The sequence below is a fragment of the Micromonospora sp. SL1-18 genome, from assembly GCF_047921505.1.
Lineage (GTDB): Bacteria > Actinomycetota > Actinomycetes > Mycobacteriales > Micromonosporaceae > Micromonospora.
The window spans coordinates 1-15,745 of record NZ_JBLROA010000095.1; the positions used below are offsets into that span (position 1 = coordinate 1).

15 protein-coding genes, 2 tRNA genes and 2 pseudogenes are annotated in these 15,745 nt (G+C 71.4%); 12 read left to right on the forward strand and 7 right to left on the reverse strand.

The window, feature by feature from the left end:
* The 4 genes and pseudogenes from ACNAW0_RS27900 to ACNAW0_RS27915 form a co-directional block, all read left to right on the forward strand.
* Positions 1-246 (forward strand): annotated as a pseudogene (locus tag ACNAW0_RS27900) (GGDEF domain-containing protein); the annotation flags it as partial.
* A complete protein-coding gene (locus ACNAW0_RS27905) occupies positions 243-1,967 on the forward strand; it encodes a replication initiator (protein ID WP_416291003.1) in 1,725 nt (574 codons plus the stop codon). The pseudogene ACNAW0_RS27900 and the gene ACNAW0_RS27905, both read left to right, overlap by 4 nt.
* Positions 1,964-2,206, forward strand: a complete 243-nt coding sequence (locus tag ACNAW0_RS27910) for a helix-turn-helix domain-containing protein (RefSeq protein ID WP_416291004.1) — start codon at positions 1,964-1,966, stop codon at positions 2,204-2,206. The genes ACNAW0_RS27905 and ACNAW0_RS27910 overlap by 4 nt, the downstream gene beginning before the upstream one ends.
* Positions 2,203-3,390: a tyrosine-type recombinase/integrase gene (locus tag ACNAW0_RS27915; RefSeq protein ID WP_416291005.1), complete on the forward strand. Its 1,188-nt coding sequence runs from the start codon at positions 2,203-2,205 to the stop codon at positions 3,388-3,390. The genes ACNAW0_RS27910 and ACNAW0_RS27915 overlap by 4 nt, the downstream gene beginning before the upstream one ends.
* Before the next feature lie 70 nt (positions 3,391-3,460).
* On the opposite strand, the gene ACNAW0_RS27920 is transcribed toward ACNAW0_RS27915, so the two are convergent.
* The 3 genes from ACNAW0_RS27920 to ACNAW0_RS27930 form a co-directional block, all read right to left on the reverse strand.
* Positions 3,461-3,536: transfer RNA gene (locus tag ACNAW0_RS27920), tRNA-Arg, on the reverse strand.
* A 36-nt stretch (positions 3,537-3,572) separates the two neighbouring features.
* Positions 3,573-3,663: transfer RNA gene (locus ACNAW0_RS27925), tRNA-Ser, on the reverse strand.
* Between the two features lie 373 nt (positions 3,664-4,036).
* A complete protein-coding gene (locus ACNAW0_RS27930; RefSeq protein ID WP_416291006.1) occupies positions 4,037-4,582 on the reverse strand; it encodes a hypothetical protein in 546 nt (181 codons plus the stop codon).
* Between the two features lie 64 nt (positions 4,583-4,646).
* Here ACNAW0_RS27930 and ACNAW0_RS27935 point away from each other — a divergent pair, with 64 nt between their 5' ends.
* Positions 4,647-5,327 (forward strand): hypothetical protein, encoded by a 681-nt coding sequence (locus ACNAW0_RS27935; protein WP_416291007.1) that lies wholly within the window; start codon positions 4,647-4,649, stop codon positions 5,325-5,327.
* A gap of 105 nt (positions 5,328-5,432) precedes the next feature.
* Here the strand turns inward: ACNAW0_RS27935 and ACNAW0_RS27940 are convergent, their stop codons facing one another.
* Complete coding sequence (locus ACNAW0_RS27940) at positions 5,433-6,206, reverse strand: CPBP family intramembrane glutamic endopeptidase (protein ID WP_416291008.1); 774 nt, start codon at positions 6,204-6,206, stop codon at positions 5,433-5,435.
* Positions 6,207-6,339: 133 nt separating this feature from the next.
* Here ACNAW0_RS27940 and ACNAW0_RS27945 point away from each other — a divergent pair, with 133 nt between their 5' ends.
* Positions 6,340-7,461: a globin domain-containing protein gene (locus ACNAW0_RS27945; RefSeq protein WP_416291009.1), complete on the forward strand. Its 1,122-nt coding sequence runs from the start codon at positions 6,340-6,342 to the stop codon at positions 7,459-7,461.
* A gap of 120 nt (positions 7,462-7,581) precedes the next feature.
* Here ACNAW0_RS27945 and ACNAW0_RS27950 read toward each other — a convergent pair whose 3' ends face one another.
* Positions 7,582-9,105 (reverse strand): peptide deformylase, encoded by a 1,524-nt coding sequence (locus ACNAW0_RS27950; RefSeq protein WP_416291010.1) that lies wholly within the window; start codon positions 9,103-9,105, stop codon positions 7,582-7,584.
* A 331-nt stretch (positions 9,106-9,436) separates the two neighbouring features.
* Between ACNAW0_RS27950 and ACNAW0_RS27955 the strand changes: the two genes are divergently transcribed.
* Positions 9,437-10,219, forward strand: a complete 783-nt coding sequence (locus ACNAW0_RS27955; RefSeq protein ID WP_416291018.1) for a hypothetical protein — start codon at positions 9,437-9,439, stop codon at positions 10,217-10,219.
* A gap of 23 nt (positions 10,220-10,242) precedes the next feature.
* Here the strand turns inward: ACNAW0_RS27955 and ACNAW0_RS27960 are convergent, their stop codons facing one another.
* Complete coding sequence (locus ACNAW0_RS27960; RefSeq protein WP_416291011.1) at positions 10,243-12,054, reverse strand: hypothetical protein; 1,812 nt, start codon at positions 12,052-12,054, stop codon at positions 10,243-10,245.
* A gap of 207 nt (positions 12,055-12,261) precedes the next feature.
* Here ACNAW0_RS27960 and ACNAW0_RS27965 point away from each other — a divergent pair, with 207 nt between their 5' ends.
* On the forward strand, positions 12,262-12,972 hold the full coding sequence (locus tag ACNAW0_RS27965) for a class I SAM-dependent methyltransferase (protein ID WP_416291012.1): 711 nt from the start codon (positions 12,262-12,264) through the stop codon (positions 12,970-12,972).
* 63 nt (positions 12,973-13,035) lie between these two features.
* On the opposite strand, the gene ACNAW0_RS27970 is transcribed toward ACNAW0_RS27965, so the two are convergent.
* Positions 13,036-13,569: a YbhB/YbcL family Raf kinase inhibitor-like protein gene (locus tag ACNAW0_RS27970; RefSeq protein WP_416291013.1), complete on the reverse strand. Its 534-nt coding sequence runs from the start codon at positions 13,567-13,569 to the stop codon at positions 13,036-13,038.
* Positions 13,570-13,690: 121 nt separating this feature from the next.
* Here ACNAW0_RS27970 and ACNAW0_RS27975 point away from each other — a divergent pair, with 121 nt between their 5' ends.
* From ACNAW0_RS27975 to ACNAW0_RS27990, 4 genes and pseudogenes are all read left to right on the forward strand, one after another.
* Positions 13,691-14,140 (forward strand): hypothetical protein, encoded by a 450-nt coding sequence (locus tag ACNAW0_RS27975; RefSeq protein ID WP_416291014.1) that lies wholly within the window; start codon positions 13,691-13,693, stop codon positions 14,138-14,140.
* Positions 14,137-14,385: a hypothetical protein gene (locus tag ACNAW0_RS27980; RefSeq protein ID WP_416291015.1), complete on the forward strand. Its 249-nt coding sequence runs from the start codon at positions 14,137-14,139 to the stop codon at positions 14,383-14,385. Before ACNAW0_RS27975 ends, ACNAW0_RS27980 begins: the two co-directional genes overlap by 4 nt.
* A gap of 341 nt (positions 14,386-14,726) precedes the next feature.
* Positions 14,727-14,999 (forward strand): annotated as a pseudogene (locus ACNAW0_RS27985) (response regulator); the annotation flags it as partial.
* On the forward strand, positions 14,999-15,745 hold a 747-nt coding region (locus tag ACNAW0_RS27990), incomplete at its 3' end, for a HAMP domain-containing protein (RefSeq protein ID WP_416291016.1). The pseudogene ACNAW0_RS27985 and the gene ACNAW0_RS27990, both read left to right, overlap by 1 nt.

Sequence of the window (15,745 nt, forward strand, 5' to 3'; positions counted from 1 at the left end):
GCACCGGTCCGGCTGCCCTCCGGTGCCGTCGTGTCGGTGACCGCCAGCATCGGCCTCGCCCCCACCAACCCGGCCGGCCTAGCGGCCACCCTCGCCGACGCTGACGCTGCGATGTACCGGGCCAAGACCACCCGGACGGGTGTGGCCTTGTTCGACCCCCGCCGGGACGACCACACCACCCCGACCGCCGCTCCCCGCCCGGCGCTCCGGGTCCGGGATCTCGCGTCGGTGGAGGTGGGCCGATGACGATCGCCCCGACGCTGCCCGGCCTCGACCCCACCACCCCGGTGGAGCCCAGGCCGGGCTCCCGGGCCGCCCGCATGCTCATGCCCCGCTCCGTCGACGTCGTCAAGGATCTGGCGGCCGACTACGGCGTCTGCACCCGCCCCGTCAGCCTCCGCCGCACCGACCTGGACTCCGGTCTGACCGAGGTCATCGACATGCCATGCGGGGCCACCCAGGAAGCCAAGTGCCCGGCCTGCGCCACCCGTGCCCGCCGGCTACGGCAGCAGCAGATCCGCGAAGGCTGGCACCGCGACGACGAACCCGACCCCGGCCCCCAACCCGCCACCGACGCGCAACGCGGCCTGATCGTCGCCCGCGCGCATCTCGAGTTCGCCCGCGACGAAGCCGCCCGCGCATCGCAGTGGGATCAGGTAGCCGACCTGGACGACGCCATCGGGGAACTGGAAGCCCAAATCACCACCGAAGGACTCCGAGGCCGACCCGCACCCCCACACGCCACCGACGACCAGGACGACAACGACGGCAAACGCCGCGTGCGGTCCACCAAGCGGCGGCAGGACGCCTCGGACCTGCCCCGCCTGCCCGTCGACAACCGCACCGTCGGGCGCACCTACGAAGGGCACGGCGGGCAGGTGTTCCGGCCATCGATGTTCCTCACCCTCACCCTCGGCTCCTACGGCCGTGTGCACTCCGACGGGACACCGGTAGACCCGGACAGCTACGACTACCGGCGGGCCGCCTGGGACGCCGTGCACTTCCCCCGCCTCCTGGACCGGTTCTGGCAGAACCTGCGCCGGGCAGTCGGCTGGAACGTCCAATACGCCGGAGCGGTCGAACCGCAACGCCGACTGGCCCCTCACGCGCACTTCGCCATACGCGGCACCATCCCCCGGGCGCTGGTCCGGCAGGTGGCTGCCGCGACGTATCACCAGGTGTGGTGGCCGCCCGCCACCGAGCTGGTCTACGAGTCGGGGAGGGCGCCGCAGTGGGACGCCAATGCGGGCGGCTACACCGACCCGGACTCGGGGGAACTGCTGCCATCGTGGGATGACGCCCTGGACCTGGTCGACGCCGACCCCGACGCTGAGCCGGTGCACGTCGTCCGCTTCGGCGTCCAGGTCGACGCCAAGGGCGTGCTCGCCGGCACCAAGGACGCCGACCGTTGCGTCGGCTACATCACCAAGTACCTCACCAAGCAAGCCGCCGACTGCCACCAGGTGACCACCGGCCGGCAGCGGGCGCACCTCGAACGGCTGTGGCAGGAGTTGCGGCACACGCCGTGTTCGGAGCGGTGCGCCAACTGGCTGCTCTACGGCATCCAACCCAAGAAAGCCCGGCCCGGGTTGAAGCCGGGCAACTGCAAGAACAAGGTCCACAAGCGCGAAACCCTCGGCATCGGCGGCCGACGCGTCCTCATCTCCCGCCAATGGTCCGGCAAAACCCTCACCGACCACCGCGCCGACCGACGCGAATGGGTCAAAGCCCTGCTCGGCGTCACCACCGACGCCGGCACCGCCCCCACCGGCTCCGACACCGTCCGGCACGCCTGGGAACTCGCCAAACCCACCGACCCCGACGTCCCACCACTCGGCCACCGCGTCCTACGCGCCATCTCCGAACGCATCCAATGGCGCGCGCAACTCGACGCCGCGAGGCGGGCCGCCGACCCGCCAGATGTTTCGGCAACTTCTCTCGACGGCCACGACAAGGAGGAACGGTGACCATCTCGGACCTGCGTCCGGTCCCCGCGCAGCTGTGGGAGCTGCCAGCCAATGACCTGCCGCCGCTGTTGCTCCGCCCGGAGCAGGTGGCTCGGGTTTTGAACGTCGGTCGGTCCAAGGTCTTCGACCTGATCCGCTCGGGCCAGCTGCGGTCGGTCAAGGCCGGCGGTTCGCGTCGGATCTCGGCAACTGCCCTGCGGGACTACGTGGCTCGCCTGGAAGCCGGGGAGGAAGAGTGACGCGACCGGACGAACAGCCGCCGTCGGAGCGGAAGCCGCGGCGGTCCAAGCGGGGCAACGGTGAGGGCTCGATCTACCTTCGCAAGGACGGCCGGTGGACGGCGGCGTACTTCGTGCCGAAGCCGGGCGGTGGGGAGTCGCGTCGTTACGTCTACGGCCGGTCACCGGAGGAGGTGGAGACGAAGCTTGTCGAGATCCGCAAGCAGGTCCGGGCGGGCGCGCCGCTGGCTCCCGCCGGCCTGACGGTCGCCCGGTACCTCGAAGAGTGGATCGAGCAGGTAGCGGCCCCTCGGGTGCGGCCGAACACTGCCCGCTCGTACCGGGACCTGATCGCGAAGTACCTCGTGCCGAAGCTCGGCCGGAAGCGCCTAGGCCAGCTGGGCGCCCGAGACGTTCGGCAATTCCTCGCCACGCTCGCCGCTGACGGTGTGGGCGAGCGGACGGCTCAGCTGGCACATGCGGTGCTGCGGGCGGCCCTGGAAGACGCCATGCGGGAGGAGATCATCCCACGCAACGTGGCGAAGTTGGTCCGGGCTCCCCGTCCGGCAAAGCAGGAGCGGGAGCCGTTGACGGTCCAGCAGGTGCGAGCGCTGCTGAACGCAACGCGGGATCACCGACTGCACGCGCTGTTCGTGGTGTTCGCGGTGCTTGGTCTTCGTCGCAGTGAGGCGCTGGGGCTGCGGTGGGATGACGTGGACCTGGAAGCGGGCGTCCTGCGGGTGCGGCGCAGCCTGCATCGGGTCGAGGGGCAGTTGGCAACCTTCCCGACGAAGACGCAGCGATCGGCCCGAGCCGTGCCGCTGCCGAAGCTGGTCGTGCGGACGCTCCGCGATCACCAGCAGGGCCAGGAGGCGGAGCGGCTGGCGCTCGGGGCGAAGTGGCCGAGCCTCGGCTACGTCTTCACGACGCCGATCGGCACGCCGCTGGATCCGCGCAACTGCACTCGGCTCGTTCAGGACCAATGTGCGGCGGCAGGGCTGCCCGCGATCCGGCTTCATGATCTCCGGCACGGCTGCGTCTCCGTGCTGCTCGCCCTGGGCGTGCCGCCCCGGACGGTGATGGACATCGTGGGGCACAGCACGTTGGAAATGACCATGACGATCTACGGGCATGTGAGCCTGGATGACAAGCGGGCGGCGCTGGATCAGCTGGGTGGCCTGCTCGATGAGGAGCCTGAGGAATGACGTTGCTGTCACCGGTTGCTGTCAGGGCCGGTCGCAAGCGACCGGCCCTGTGCGTTTCCCCTGTTCAGATTGGCGCGCCCGAAGGGACTCGAACCCCTAACCTTCTGATCCGTAGTCAGATGCTCTATCCGTTGAGCTACGGGCGCTTGGTGCTCAGCCAGTCTACACACCTGGCTTTCGCGCGGAGACTCCGGGATTCGAACCCGGGAGGGGCTTTAAGACCCCAACCGCATTAGCAGTGCGGCGCCATAGACCAGACTAGGCGAAGTCTCCCCGGTGGCCCGGAGACCACCGCGCCCGAGGATACAGGTCCGCCCCGGCCCGGGGCAAAGCGACTACCGGCAAGGGGGCCGCCCGCTGCGTTTCCCCCGTGTGCGGCGTCACACTCCGGACTAGGCTTCATCGATATGCAGGAGCAGCCGCCGAGCAATCCGCCCCGTCGCGAGCCTGCCGCCGACGCCCGGCGGAGCCGCTCCCCCCAGCCGGCCTTCACCCCGCCGCCGGCTCCCGAAGCGCCCGCCGCGCCGGCGGAACCCGCCGAGACCGAGGGCGGGACACCGCCCCGGACCAGGCAGGCCAGGGTCGTTCCCACCGTGCTCTTCCAGCCGCCCGACCCGGCGGTCGCGCCCGGGGCCGCCGTACACGATCAGACGCGGAAGACGCCGCCTGCCCCGGCGGTAGTGCCCCGGGCCGCCGAGGCCGATCGAACGCAGGGTGGGCCGTACGCCGCGGCACCCCGCCCCCGCCCGCCCGCGGACCCGGCCCCGCCCGTCGACCAGGCCGCCACCGCCTCCGGCACGGGCGAGGCCGCCACCGCCTCCGGCGCGTTGGAGGCCCCGTCTGGCCCGGGCTTGACGCCGGGCGCGAACAGCCGGCCGGCGACAGACCCGGCCGACGGCGGGCCGGAGGCGGGCGAGGCCTCGACGCCGGCCGGCCGCGTCACGACCAGGAAGGCGGCCCCGGCGAGGCGGGCCGCGCCGGCGGCGAAGAAGGCAACCATCCCGAGGGAGGCGGCCACCCCGGCGAGGGCGGCCACGGAGGAGAGCACGCTGGCGAAGGAGAGCACCACGGCTAGAAAAGCCACCCCGGCCAAGAAGGCCACCAGGGCTAGGAAAACCACCCCGGCGAAGGAGACCACTGCGGCCAGGAAAGCCACCCCCGCGAAGAAGGCCACCACGGCCAGAAAAGCCACCCCCGCGCAGAGCACAGCCGCCGCCACTGGTCCGGAACCGGGTACGCGGCAGGCCACCACGGCGATGACCGGCCCCAGCGCGCCGTACGGCCAGGAGTCGGGGCGTACCCCCGCGGCGGGGTGGCGGGCGCTGATCGCGCGCCTGCCCGACCACCCGGGTTTCGCGCCGGAACTGCTGGCCCTCGCCGCGGTGGACGCGCTCGGGCCGGTTGCCCGGGGCTGGGTGGATCGGACCCGGGGGACCTACCCCGACGCGGACGCCGACGGGCTGGCCCGGCTGGCGGCCCGACGGTTCGTCCGGCTGGCCGGTACGGGTGGGATGGTCGCGGCGGGTGCCGGCCTCTTCGCGCCGGTGGCGGAGCTGGCCGCGGTGCTGTGGGCGCAGGCCAGCCTGGTGCTGCACCTGGCGGCGGTCTACGGCCGGGATCCCGGACATCCGGACCGGGTGGCCGAGCTGCTGGTGCTGACCCAGGTGCACCCGGATATCGGCGCTGCCCGGGCGGCGGTCGAGGCGGTCCGGTCGGCGGGCGCACCGGCGGACGGGCCGTGGCCACGGGCGGCCGAGGCGGCCTGGCGGTTGGCGACACCGCTGGCCGCGCAGGTCGGCGGCTGGCTGGGGCTGCGGGTGGCGGCGCGGCTGCTGCCGGGCGCGGGGGTGCTCGCCGCTGCGGCGGGTGGCTCGGCTGCCGCCGAGCGGTTGGCCGCCCGCGCCGTCGCCATCTACCGACCAGCCCGGCCGCGCTGACCTACGCCAACACAACGTGCGGCATGTTGGGCTGTCCTCAGCTGCGAACAGCCCGACATGCCGCAACCCGCCGAGCCCATGAGGCCACGGCCGGGGGGCGGCCGGTCAGAGCCAGCTGAACCAGGACTTGGGCAGCAGCGCGTAGCCGACGAAGGCGACCACGTCGAGCAGGGTGTGCGCGACGATCAGCGGGGCCACCCGCCGCGTACGCAGGAAGAAGAGGCTGAACACCACGCCCATCACCGCGTTGCCGACGAAGGCGCCGAAGCCCTGGTAGAGGTGGTAGGAGCCGCGTAGCACGGCGCTCGCCGCGAGCACCGCTCCGAGCCGCCAGCCGAGCTGCCGGAGCCGGGTGACCAGATAGCCGACCACGATCACCTCCTCCAGCACGGCGTTCTGCACGGCGGCGAGGATCAGCACCGGCACCGCCCACCACAGGTGCGGCAGGGCGGCCGGGACCAGGGTGGCGTTGAGGCCGAGCTGCGCCGCCGCCCAGACCAGCGCCAGCCCGGGCAGGCCGATCAGCGCCGCCAGGCCCGCGCCCCGGGCCAGGTCCGACCCGGGCCGGGTCAGGTCCACCCCGAGAATCCGCGGCGGGTCGCCAGGGTCGCGCGCCAGCAGGTGTACGGCGAGCAGCACCGGCAGCAGCGCGAAGAAGATGCCGAGAAGCTGGTACGTCAGGTCGAGGTACGGCCGGGCCGACGCGGAGGTGTTCAACGCGGCGGTCTGCTTGGCGAGTCCGCCGGCGGCGGTCAGCTTGGCGACCAGCGAGACCAGCGCGTACATCGCCGACTGCCCGAGGGAGAGGCCGAGCACCAGCAGCGTCTCGGTGCCCAGGGTCCGATGGGACACCGGCCGGGCGAGCTCGTCAACCGTCACCGGACCACTGTGCCGCACGTGGTGGCGCCTCGGCACCCAAGTGAGCCGGTCGCACATTCTGTGCGACCGGTTCGCACGCTCCGTGGAGATTCTGTCTGTGCCCGATCCGCCGTCAGGGAAGGAGCGTGGCCCTGTGGAGAACTTCGCGCGGCTGCTGAAGGAGAGCTGGACCCTGGTCGAGGAGCACCGGAAACGGCTGAGCGGTCACTTCTACGCCCGGCTGTTCCTCCTCGACCCGGAGCTGCGCCAACTCTTCCCGGTGCAGATGAGCGGCCAGGGCGACCGGATCCTGGAAGCGATCGTCGCCGCCACCCAGACGGTGGGCGACCCGGAGAGCTTCGACGAGTACCTGCGCGCGCTGGGCCGGGACCACCGGAAGTACCACGTCGACGCCGCGCACTACGAGACGATGGGCGTCGCGCTGCTGGACGCGCTGCGCAGCATCGCCGGGGACGGCTGGAACCTGGAGTACGACCAGGCGTGGCGGGAGGCGTACGCGAGCATCTGCGAGCGGATGCTCGCCGGGGCGGCGGCCGACGACAACCCGCCGTTCTGGCACGCCGAGGTGCTCACCCACGAGCGGTACGGCCCGGACACGGCCGTGCTGACCGTACGCGCCCTCCAGCACCCGCTGCCGTGGCAGGCCGGCCAGTACGTCAGCATCGAGGCGCCCCGGTACCACCCGCGGGTGTGGCGGACGTACTCGGTGGCGAATGCCCCGAACGACGAGAACGTGCTCGAGTTCCACGTGCGTACGCCGGCCGGGGCGGCGGGCTGGGTGTCCGGGGCGCTGGTCCGCCGCACGAAGCCGGGGGACCTGTTGCGGGTGGCCGCGCCGATGGGGTCGATGACGCTGGACCGCTCCTCCAGCCGGGACATCCTCTGTGTGGCCGGCGGGGTCGGACTGGCCCCGATCAAGGCGCTGGTGGAGGAGCTGACCCGGGTCAACCGGACCCGCTGGGTGCACGTCTTCTACGGCGCCCGCCGCCCGGAGGAGCTGTACGGCCTGCCGGGCCTGGAGGAGCTGGTGGCCGCCTACCCGTGGCTGTCGGTGACCCCGGCGTGCAGCGAGGACCCGGACTTCGACGGCGAGTTGGGCGACATCTCCGAGGTGGTCAGCCGGTACGGCCCGTGGACGACGCACGACTGCTACGTCTCCGGCTCCGTGCCGATGGTCCGGGCCACCCTGCGCGCGCTGGCCGCCGACGACGTCTCGCCGGACCACATCCGGTACGACACCTTCGGCAACCTGTAGACCTTTCTCCCCCCGAGCCGGGTCGCGTGCCACCGCCCCCTGGGGCACGCGACCCGGCCCCCCGTTCCCCGGTGTGCGGGCCGGGCCGGCAACCGGCCCGCGCACCGGAGTCCCGGCGGGTCAGTAGCGCCACGGGTTGCCGGTCTCCCGGTATTCCTCGACCGGCACCAGCGGCACGCCGGGGGTCATCCGGTCGACGTAGAGCCGCCCTTCCAGGTGGTCGATCTCGTGGGCGACCAGGCGGGCCATCGCGTACTCGAAGGACGTGATGACGCGGCTGCCGTCCCACTGGGCGTGCTCCACGTCGACGCGCAGCGGGCGGGGCACCAGCCCGCGGTGATCGAAGAAGGAGAGGCAGCCCTCGTACTGCTCGTCCGTGTCGGATGCGGTGTCGACCACGCGGGGGTTGATCAGGACGACCGGCTCGGCGGCCCGGTCGGCGGGGCGGACCAGGGCGACGGCCCAGCCGAGCCCGAGCTGCGGGGCGGCGATGCCGACGCCCTTGCTGAACGGGTGCAGCTCGTCGAGGCGGGCCAGGATGGCGGAGAGCCGGTCGACGACGTCCCGGGCAACCCGTTCCTCGCGGGGCAGGTCGAGCTGGCGGGCGGGCTGCCGGAGCAGGTCGTCGTCGCGCTGCACGATGCCGAGGGCACGCATCCGGTCGCTGGCCCGTACCCGGCCGTCGGGGCCGTCGGGCTCGGTGTCCGGGGGCTCGCTGCGGAACCGCCACTGCAACCGGTAACGGGCGTTCAGCGGCGGGTCGTCGGTAGCCCAGTCGTAGCGGGCGCGGCCACCGTCGTCGCACCGCTGGATCGGGGTACGCAGCGGGCCCTCCTCGGCGGAGAGGGAGGTCTCCAGCCCCCACACCTTCGGCTCGAGGTCGGCGGGCAGGTCGAGCCGGACGGCGAGGTGCCGGGTGGGCAGGCGTACGGCACGTTGGAACCAGGGGCCCCACTTGTCCCGCCCGACCTGGTACGCGTACTCGATGGTGGCCCGATCGCCGGGGTAGAGCGGGAAGCGCCCCTCGTCGTTCTCGAAGAGCAGCCAGATCTCCTTGAACGCGTCCCGGTCGTGCTTGGCCCGCCAGTGCATCGGCTCGCGCGTGCCGCCGTCGTTCCGGTACGCCGCCAGCTGCAGCTCGGCGAAGGTGAGCGGGTTTTCCCGGTGGTGCCGGTTGGAGCGGCCCGGGTCGTTGGGGTAGCGGTCGACGGCGACCCGGACCAGGTAGCGGGTGACCGGCTCGGTGCCGGCGTTGTAGAGCTCGCGCCGGATCGCGCAGTGGTAGGCCCGGTCGGTGTGGGTGAGGGTGGCGGTCTCCCGCTCGACGACCAGGCCGGTGCCCGGCGGCAGCCACTGGCCGGGTACCGGTAGTTCCCGGTGCGCCCCGCCGGAGCGGCTGTGCCGCAGCTCGTCGTACTCCCGGAAGCGCTGCCAGATCGCGCCGCTGGCCTCCAGGACGGCCTCGGCCCGGCGGGCGAAGTCCTCGGTGGGCCGGTGCCGGCGCCCCTCGACGTGGCTGACGTACGACGGGTCGAAGCCCATCAGGGTGGCCAGCTGCTTCTTGGACAGCCCGCGTCCGGTCCGGTGGCGGGCGAGTTCAGCGGCGAAGGAGTCGGCGGCACGCTCGATGGGGGAGGTCGTCATCGGCTTCCTCGTACGCGGGAAGCCCATTTTCACGTTCGGTGGCGGATCGTGTACGGAAACTGCCTCGTATTCGACACTCTGCTTGACAATTCAGCGGCGTGCGTCGATGCTTGCGCGGCCCGCCGGCCCCCCGGCGGCGTTTCCCGCCCGCCCGGCCGGGTAGTCGCGGCACGCGGCGACGGGCCGGCGGAGCGACCGGCACCTCTTCCGCCTGTTATCTGGGCGACTCCCCCTCGGATTGGAACTGTGGTTAGGCTAGCCTTAGTTCGAGCGGCGGAGGGTGCCGGCCGGTGGAACAACCAGACGGGGGACGGTTCAGGTGAAAGCGGTGCTGCCGAGGCGGGAAGCCGCCACGCCACTCGCCCCGGTGACCGCGACCCTGCGCGCCATGTTCGGCACCGACGACCTGCCCGGGCTCGCGCCCGGCCTGCTGGTCACCGGCGACGAGGCCCGCTGGTCACCGGCCACCCGGCTGGTCGACGGGACGCTGCTGCCCGAGTTCCTGCACGCAGCGGCCCGGCAATGGGGCGGAACCCCGCACGCCTGTACCGCGCTGGCCTGGAAGTCGTACAGCTACTGGGCCGCGCTTCCGGCGGTGCTCGGCTGGGCCTCGGCCCGGCGGGTGCCGCTGCTCGACCCAGCCGACGTGCTCATCCACTTCGCGGACCACCAGCGGCTGCTCACCCTGGGTCTGCGCAGTTCGACCACGGTCGCGGTGCTGCCCGGCGACCCGCTGGCGCTGACCGGCCCACCGGGCGTACGGGTGGTCGCCGGCGACGCGGCGCTGCTCGACGTGCTGCGCGCCTCGCTGCTCGACGCCCATTTCGCCCCGCTGATCGCCGCTATCCAGAGCGAAGTCCGGATCGGCACGCGTACGCTGCTGGGCTCGGTCGCCTCCGGCATCGCGCACGGCATCCTGCTCGCCTCGGACGCGCTTCCCGGCTCTGCCACAGAGGCCATCGGCACGCTGCTCGACGCGCTCGACCTCAGCGACCTGGTGGAGCTGGTGCCCGGCCCGGCTGGCAAGCCGACGGTGCAGCGGCGTACCTGCTGCCTCGCCTTCACCCTGCCGCGGCCCAAGATCTGCCAGGGCTGCTGCGTCCGCCCTTCTTGATCCCAGGCGGGCGGGCCCGCCGCTCAGTCGACCAGCGGGCGGACGTCCCAGAGCCACATCCCGCCGACCGAGACCGGCTCGACGCCGGTCAGCTCGGTCATCCCCTGGCGCAGCGCTTCGGCCTGGCGTAGCCGGGGGTCGAGGATCACCGCCCCGGCCCGCCAGTAGCGCAGGTCGTCCACCGCGGCCGCCCGGTCCTGCGGCGTGATCGGCGGCACCCCGTTGGTACGCCGGACCCTGATGAAGAAGGTGCTGGTGGGGCGGGGCGGGGCGGTGAACAGCGCCACCCGGCCGGCACCGGGGCGGGTGTCCGGATAGAGGAAGTAACCGCGGGCCAGTGGCATGCCCAGCCGGGTCTCGGCGGCCCAGCGCAGTGGCTCGCTGTAGTCGGTGTCCGGCAGCGGCAGGGTGACCACGCTGTGCCCGCCGGCGACGTACGGCCGCCAGGCGCCGGAGGTGACGAACGCGGGTACCGGCTTGAGGCGTACCGAGGGCAGCGGTGTGGGCAGCAGCGGCAGCAGTGCCATCGTCAGCACGGTGGCGGTGGCGAAGCGGATCTGCCGGCGGGCGGCGGGATGGCGCCGAACCAGCCTCCGGGTTTGGTCCGCGCCGAGCGCGAGGAGGACGCCGACGATCGGGGTGAGCGCCAGCGACCAGCGGGTGGGCACCACCGAGTGCAGGAGCGGCAGTTTCTCCAACGCGGCCCATGGGCCCGGGATGCCGGTGTCCCGCCCGTCGAGCCGGATCTCCCGGCCGAGGGAGAAAAGGACGAAGACGACGCCGACCGCGGCCAGGCCGAGGACGACGACGTTACGGCGCAGCCACCAGACCAGCGCGACCACTCCGACGGCGAGCGGCCAGCCGAAGAAGGCGTTCTCTTCAGTGGGGTTCTTGACGAGGTGGGCGCTGGTGCGGGCGTCCCCGGCGAGCGATTCCCGGGACCAGGCGACGTACGAGGCGAGGTCGGTGCGGTAGCCCCGGATCAGCCGGGACAGCCCCTGGTAGGCACCGGGCCCGGCGAGCTGCACGTGGAGCGGGTACGCCAGCAGTGCCCCGGCGACGACGACGGCCACCCCGAGCCCGGCGCCGAAGGGCCGGGCCGCCCGGCGCAGCTCCGGCCGGCCGATGGCGACGGCGAGGATCACCACGCCGAGCCCGATCGCTGCCATCAGCAGGATCTCCAGGTTGAGGAAGGCCTGCCAGACGATCACCAGGCCGAGCAGCACGCCGTTACGCAGCCACCGCCCCGGTTCGGTCAGGCGCAGCGTCCGCCAGATGATCAATGGCACCACGAACTGGCTGACGATGTTGGGATGCGCGTTGGCGTGCGAGACCATCGCCGGGGCGAAGGCGCAGAAGCCGGCCCCGAGCCAGGCCGGTCCCCGGCTGCGGATCAGCACCCGGGAGAGCAGGAAATACCAGGCCACCCCGGTGGCGATCATTCCGGCCGTGAGAAAGACCAGAAAAGCGGTACGCGGCCCGAACAGTACGGTGATCGGCGTCATTGGCAGAGAAATGGATAAAACCGACGTATTTGCCATCAAATTGACGCCGTCCGGGACATTCATCCGGTCCGAGGCGAACGGATAGACGAAGTCGGTCACCACTCGCGCACCGTGCGCCATCATCCACTGAAACTGCGCCTGATCGGAACGGTTGTCCCGTATGCCGTGGTCGGGGTGCAGCCAGAACCGAGCGGTCACCCAGAACGCCAGCAGCACGAAACTGAGCACGGCGGCCGCGTCGATCCACCTTCCCCGCCCCGGCCATCCGCCCTCGTCGAGCCGATCCTCGCTGGCCGCACCACGGGCGGCGTCCGATTCAGGAGTAGTCATGGCAATTCAGAGCGTAGTCAAGAATGGTCGGGCCGTGACACGTTTCTGGGTACTGGCGTACTATGTGCCGAGTTCGCCGACCGCCGATCACGTGCCCACCCCCGACCGCAATTCAGCCACCCCCGGTACCCGATTCCATGTCATCCATCTGGATGGTTGACTCTGTCGGTCCAGGCGCGGGTCAGTCATATCGTGAGGAATCGACGCATGGCAAAAATCACTGGGGATCAGCGCGTCCAGTCAGAGGTGCTCGAAGGCCTGGCGATGGCAGTCAACCACCGCCGGTGGTTCGTCGAGCTGGCGGTGCCCTACCTCGGTGACAACCCGATCGAGATCGGCAGCGGCCTCGGGGACTACGCGCTGGAGTGGTCGGAGCGCCTGCCGCGGATCACCGCCACCGAGGCGGACCCGGACCGGCTGGTCCGGCTCAAGGAACGGCTGGCCGACCACCCCACCGTCGAGGTCCGGCAGATGCTGCTGCCGCACACCGAGCGCGGCGACTACAGCGCTGCCGTGTCGTACAACGTGCTGGAGCACATCGAGGACCACGTGGGCGCGCTGCGCAGCATGCGCGACCTGATCCGGCCCGGTGGGGCAGTGATCATCATCGTGCCGGCGTTCCAGTTCGCGATGAGCCCGGCGGACATCGCCACCGGCCATGTCCGGCGCTACACGAAGAAGAGTCTCGCCGCCGCGATGGCCGAGGCCGGCCTCACCGTAGAAAAGATCCACTACGCCAACGCGCTCGGCCTGATCGGCTACTTCATGGCCACCAAGGTCTTCCGGCTGATGCCGAAGGAGGGCCCGATGGTGAAGATCTACGACACCCTGGTCCTCCCCGCCACCAAGGCGGCCGAGCAGCGGCTGCGTCCCCCGTTCGGCCAGTCCGTCTTCGCGGTTGCCCGCGTCCCGGGCTGAGGTGCAAGGAGGGGCCCCTTGTTAACACCCAGGCGTTAACAAGGGGCCCCTCCTAACAGCCGATCAGCCGGGGATCTGGTACGTCGGGCGGATGACCGCCCGGGCCAGGGTGTGGAACGCCAGGTTGAAGCCGACGTAGGCCGGGCTGGCGCCGGGGCCCACGTCGAGGCGGTCCACGTCCAGCGCGTGCACGGCGAAGACGTAGCGGTGCGGGCGGTCGCCGGACGGCGGCGCGGCCCCGCCGTAGCCGGTGTCACCGTAGTCGTTGCGGACGCTGAAGGCACCGCCGAGATCACTCTCCTTCACCCCGCTGACCAGCTCGGTCACCGACGCGGGCACGTTCACCAGCACCCAGTGCCAGAAGCCGCTGCCGGTCGGGGCGTCCGGGTCGAAGCAGGTCACCACGAAGCCCTTGGTCTCGTTCGGGAAGTCGGACCAGGACAGCTGCGGGGAGACGTTCCCGCCGCCGGTGCTGCCGTGCGCGTGCCGCGCATCCATCGGCTCGCCGTTGCGTACGTCGTCGCTGGTCAGCGTGAACGACGGCACCATCGGCAGCAGCTCGTACGGGTCCGGGGCGATCGGTCGTTCCAGGGTCATCGGGACGTTCCTTCCGGGTACGCGAATTCCTGCGCACCTTCATACCCCTTCCGCAGGCGCGATCGAACCGAAAGCGCGCCGTGTCCGGAAACGTCGTGGCACGCCTGGCGACACTGTAGTCATGGGTAGTCCCCGATCCGTACGCTTCGACGAGGGCGTGCTCGCCCGCCTCGACCGCTACGTGCGGGAGCACCCCGGTTCCTCCTCGTCGTCCGTGGCCAACATGTTCGTGGACGAGTCGCTCCGGACGTACGAGCACCCTGGGGTGATCTTTCGCGCGGGTCCCGCCGGTCGGCGGGCCGCGCTCAGCGGCGGCCCTGACGTCTGGGAGGTGGTTGGTGCCCTGCACGCGGTGCAGGCCGAGTCGCCCGGCCTGGAGGGCGAGGAACTCGCCGCGGAGCTGATGGAGGTCACCGGCCTCGGCCGCGAGCAGATCGCTACCGCGCTGCGCTATTACGCCACCTACTCGGCGGAGATCGACCTGCTGATCAGGGCGAATCACGAAGCCGCCGAGCGGAAGGAGCGGCTCTGGCAGGCGGAGCAGGGTCTACTCCGGCGTCGCTCCGCATGACGGGCCTGCTGCTCGACGAGATGTATCCGCCGGCGCTGGCCCATCGGCTCCGCGAGCGCGGCCACGACGTGCTCGCGGCGCTGGACGGGGCCGAGCCGGGCCATGATGCCCGCAGGGGCGGAGGGTGTGGGATTCGAACCCACGAAGACATCGCTGCCTTACCGGTTTTCAAGACCACGAAGCTCACGGCGCTGACCTGCTGTTATGCGAGCCAACGCCCGCCATGCGACACGAATACGGCATAGGGGCTGCTCGGGCCAGTTCCTGACCCGCCGATTTGCGAGAGGGTCGGGTTTGAACCCCTAAGCCGCGAGGCCGTGGCAGATCCACCGAAAGTGGACCCGTCGGCCCTCTGGCCTGGCTTGCGTTCCTCGGTGTCTCTCGACGTTTCGCATGCGTTCTCGCTGTCGGCTGTGCCGGATCTGTGCCCGCTGATCTTCATCAGGGGAGGCAGCGGCACGTGAACCTGCCGCGCACCGAGTACCGCACAGGCCGCGTGTCCTCTGTCCGGCGCAGCGCCATGCTCACAGGTTCCTTTCAGGATCCACCCAGCGCCACTGCAGCCTGGGCGCGGATGATGCGTGACGTGGTGGCTACCCAGGCCGAAGCTCGACTGCTCGTCGTCGAAGACGATCCCAACATCCTCGTGATGCTCTCCGCGAGCCTGCGCTTCGCGGGCTTCGACGTGGCCATCGCTGCGGGCGGGAGCGCCGCGCTGGCCGCCGCCAAGGAACACCGGCCCGACCTGGTCGTGCTCGACGTGATGCTGCCCAACCTCGACGGCTTCGAGGTCATCCGGATGCTTCGCGAGGGCGACACGCGTACCGAGGTCGGCTACGTGCTGCGTAAGCCGGCGTCGTGAACGCCGCCCACGACACGAAGGGCCGCCTTCGGGCCATTCCGCTGCGGGTGAAGCTGGTCGCCGCGGTCCTGGCCCTGGTCGCCGCCGCTCTTCTCGTGATCAGCTCGCTGACCACGTACTTCCTGCGCAACTACCTGATCGGGCAGGTGGACAGCGAATTGCGCAGCGCCAGCGCTTACCTCGGGCCGGTGGTCCCACAGTTGGTGGCCGGGCAGGCGCAGGCCACCCTGCCCACCGACTACATCGTCGCGCTCGCCAACGATCAGCAAGCCGCACTCATCGGGTACGACCCCAACCTACGGATGGACGACCTGCCGCCCATCCCATCCAACCTGGCGGGCTTCAGGGACGAAGAGGGCGACCCATTCACCGTCCGCGCCGAGGGCGGCCGGCGATGGCGGATGCTCTACCAGGAACTGCAGGACGGCAAGGTGCTGGCGGTCGGTCAGCACATCATGGACGTCGACCTTGCCGTCAAGGAGCTGATCTGGATCGACTTGCTGGTCGGCGGGTCGGTGCTGATCATCGTGGCGTCGGTGGGTGCGGGGATCGTGCGTACCAGTCTCAAGCCGCTCGTCGAGATCGAGCGGACCGCGGCGGCCATCGCCGGCGGTGACCTGACCCGGCGGGTGCCCGACCCGGAGGAGGGCCGGCCGGTGCCGACCTCCGAGCTGGGCCGGCTCTCCCGGGCCTTGAACGCGATGCTCACCCAGATCGAGGCCGCGTTCACGGCCCGGGCCGCG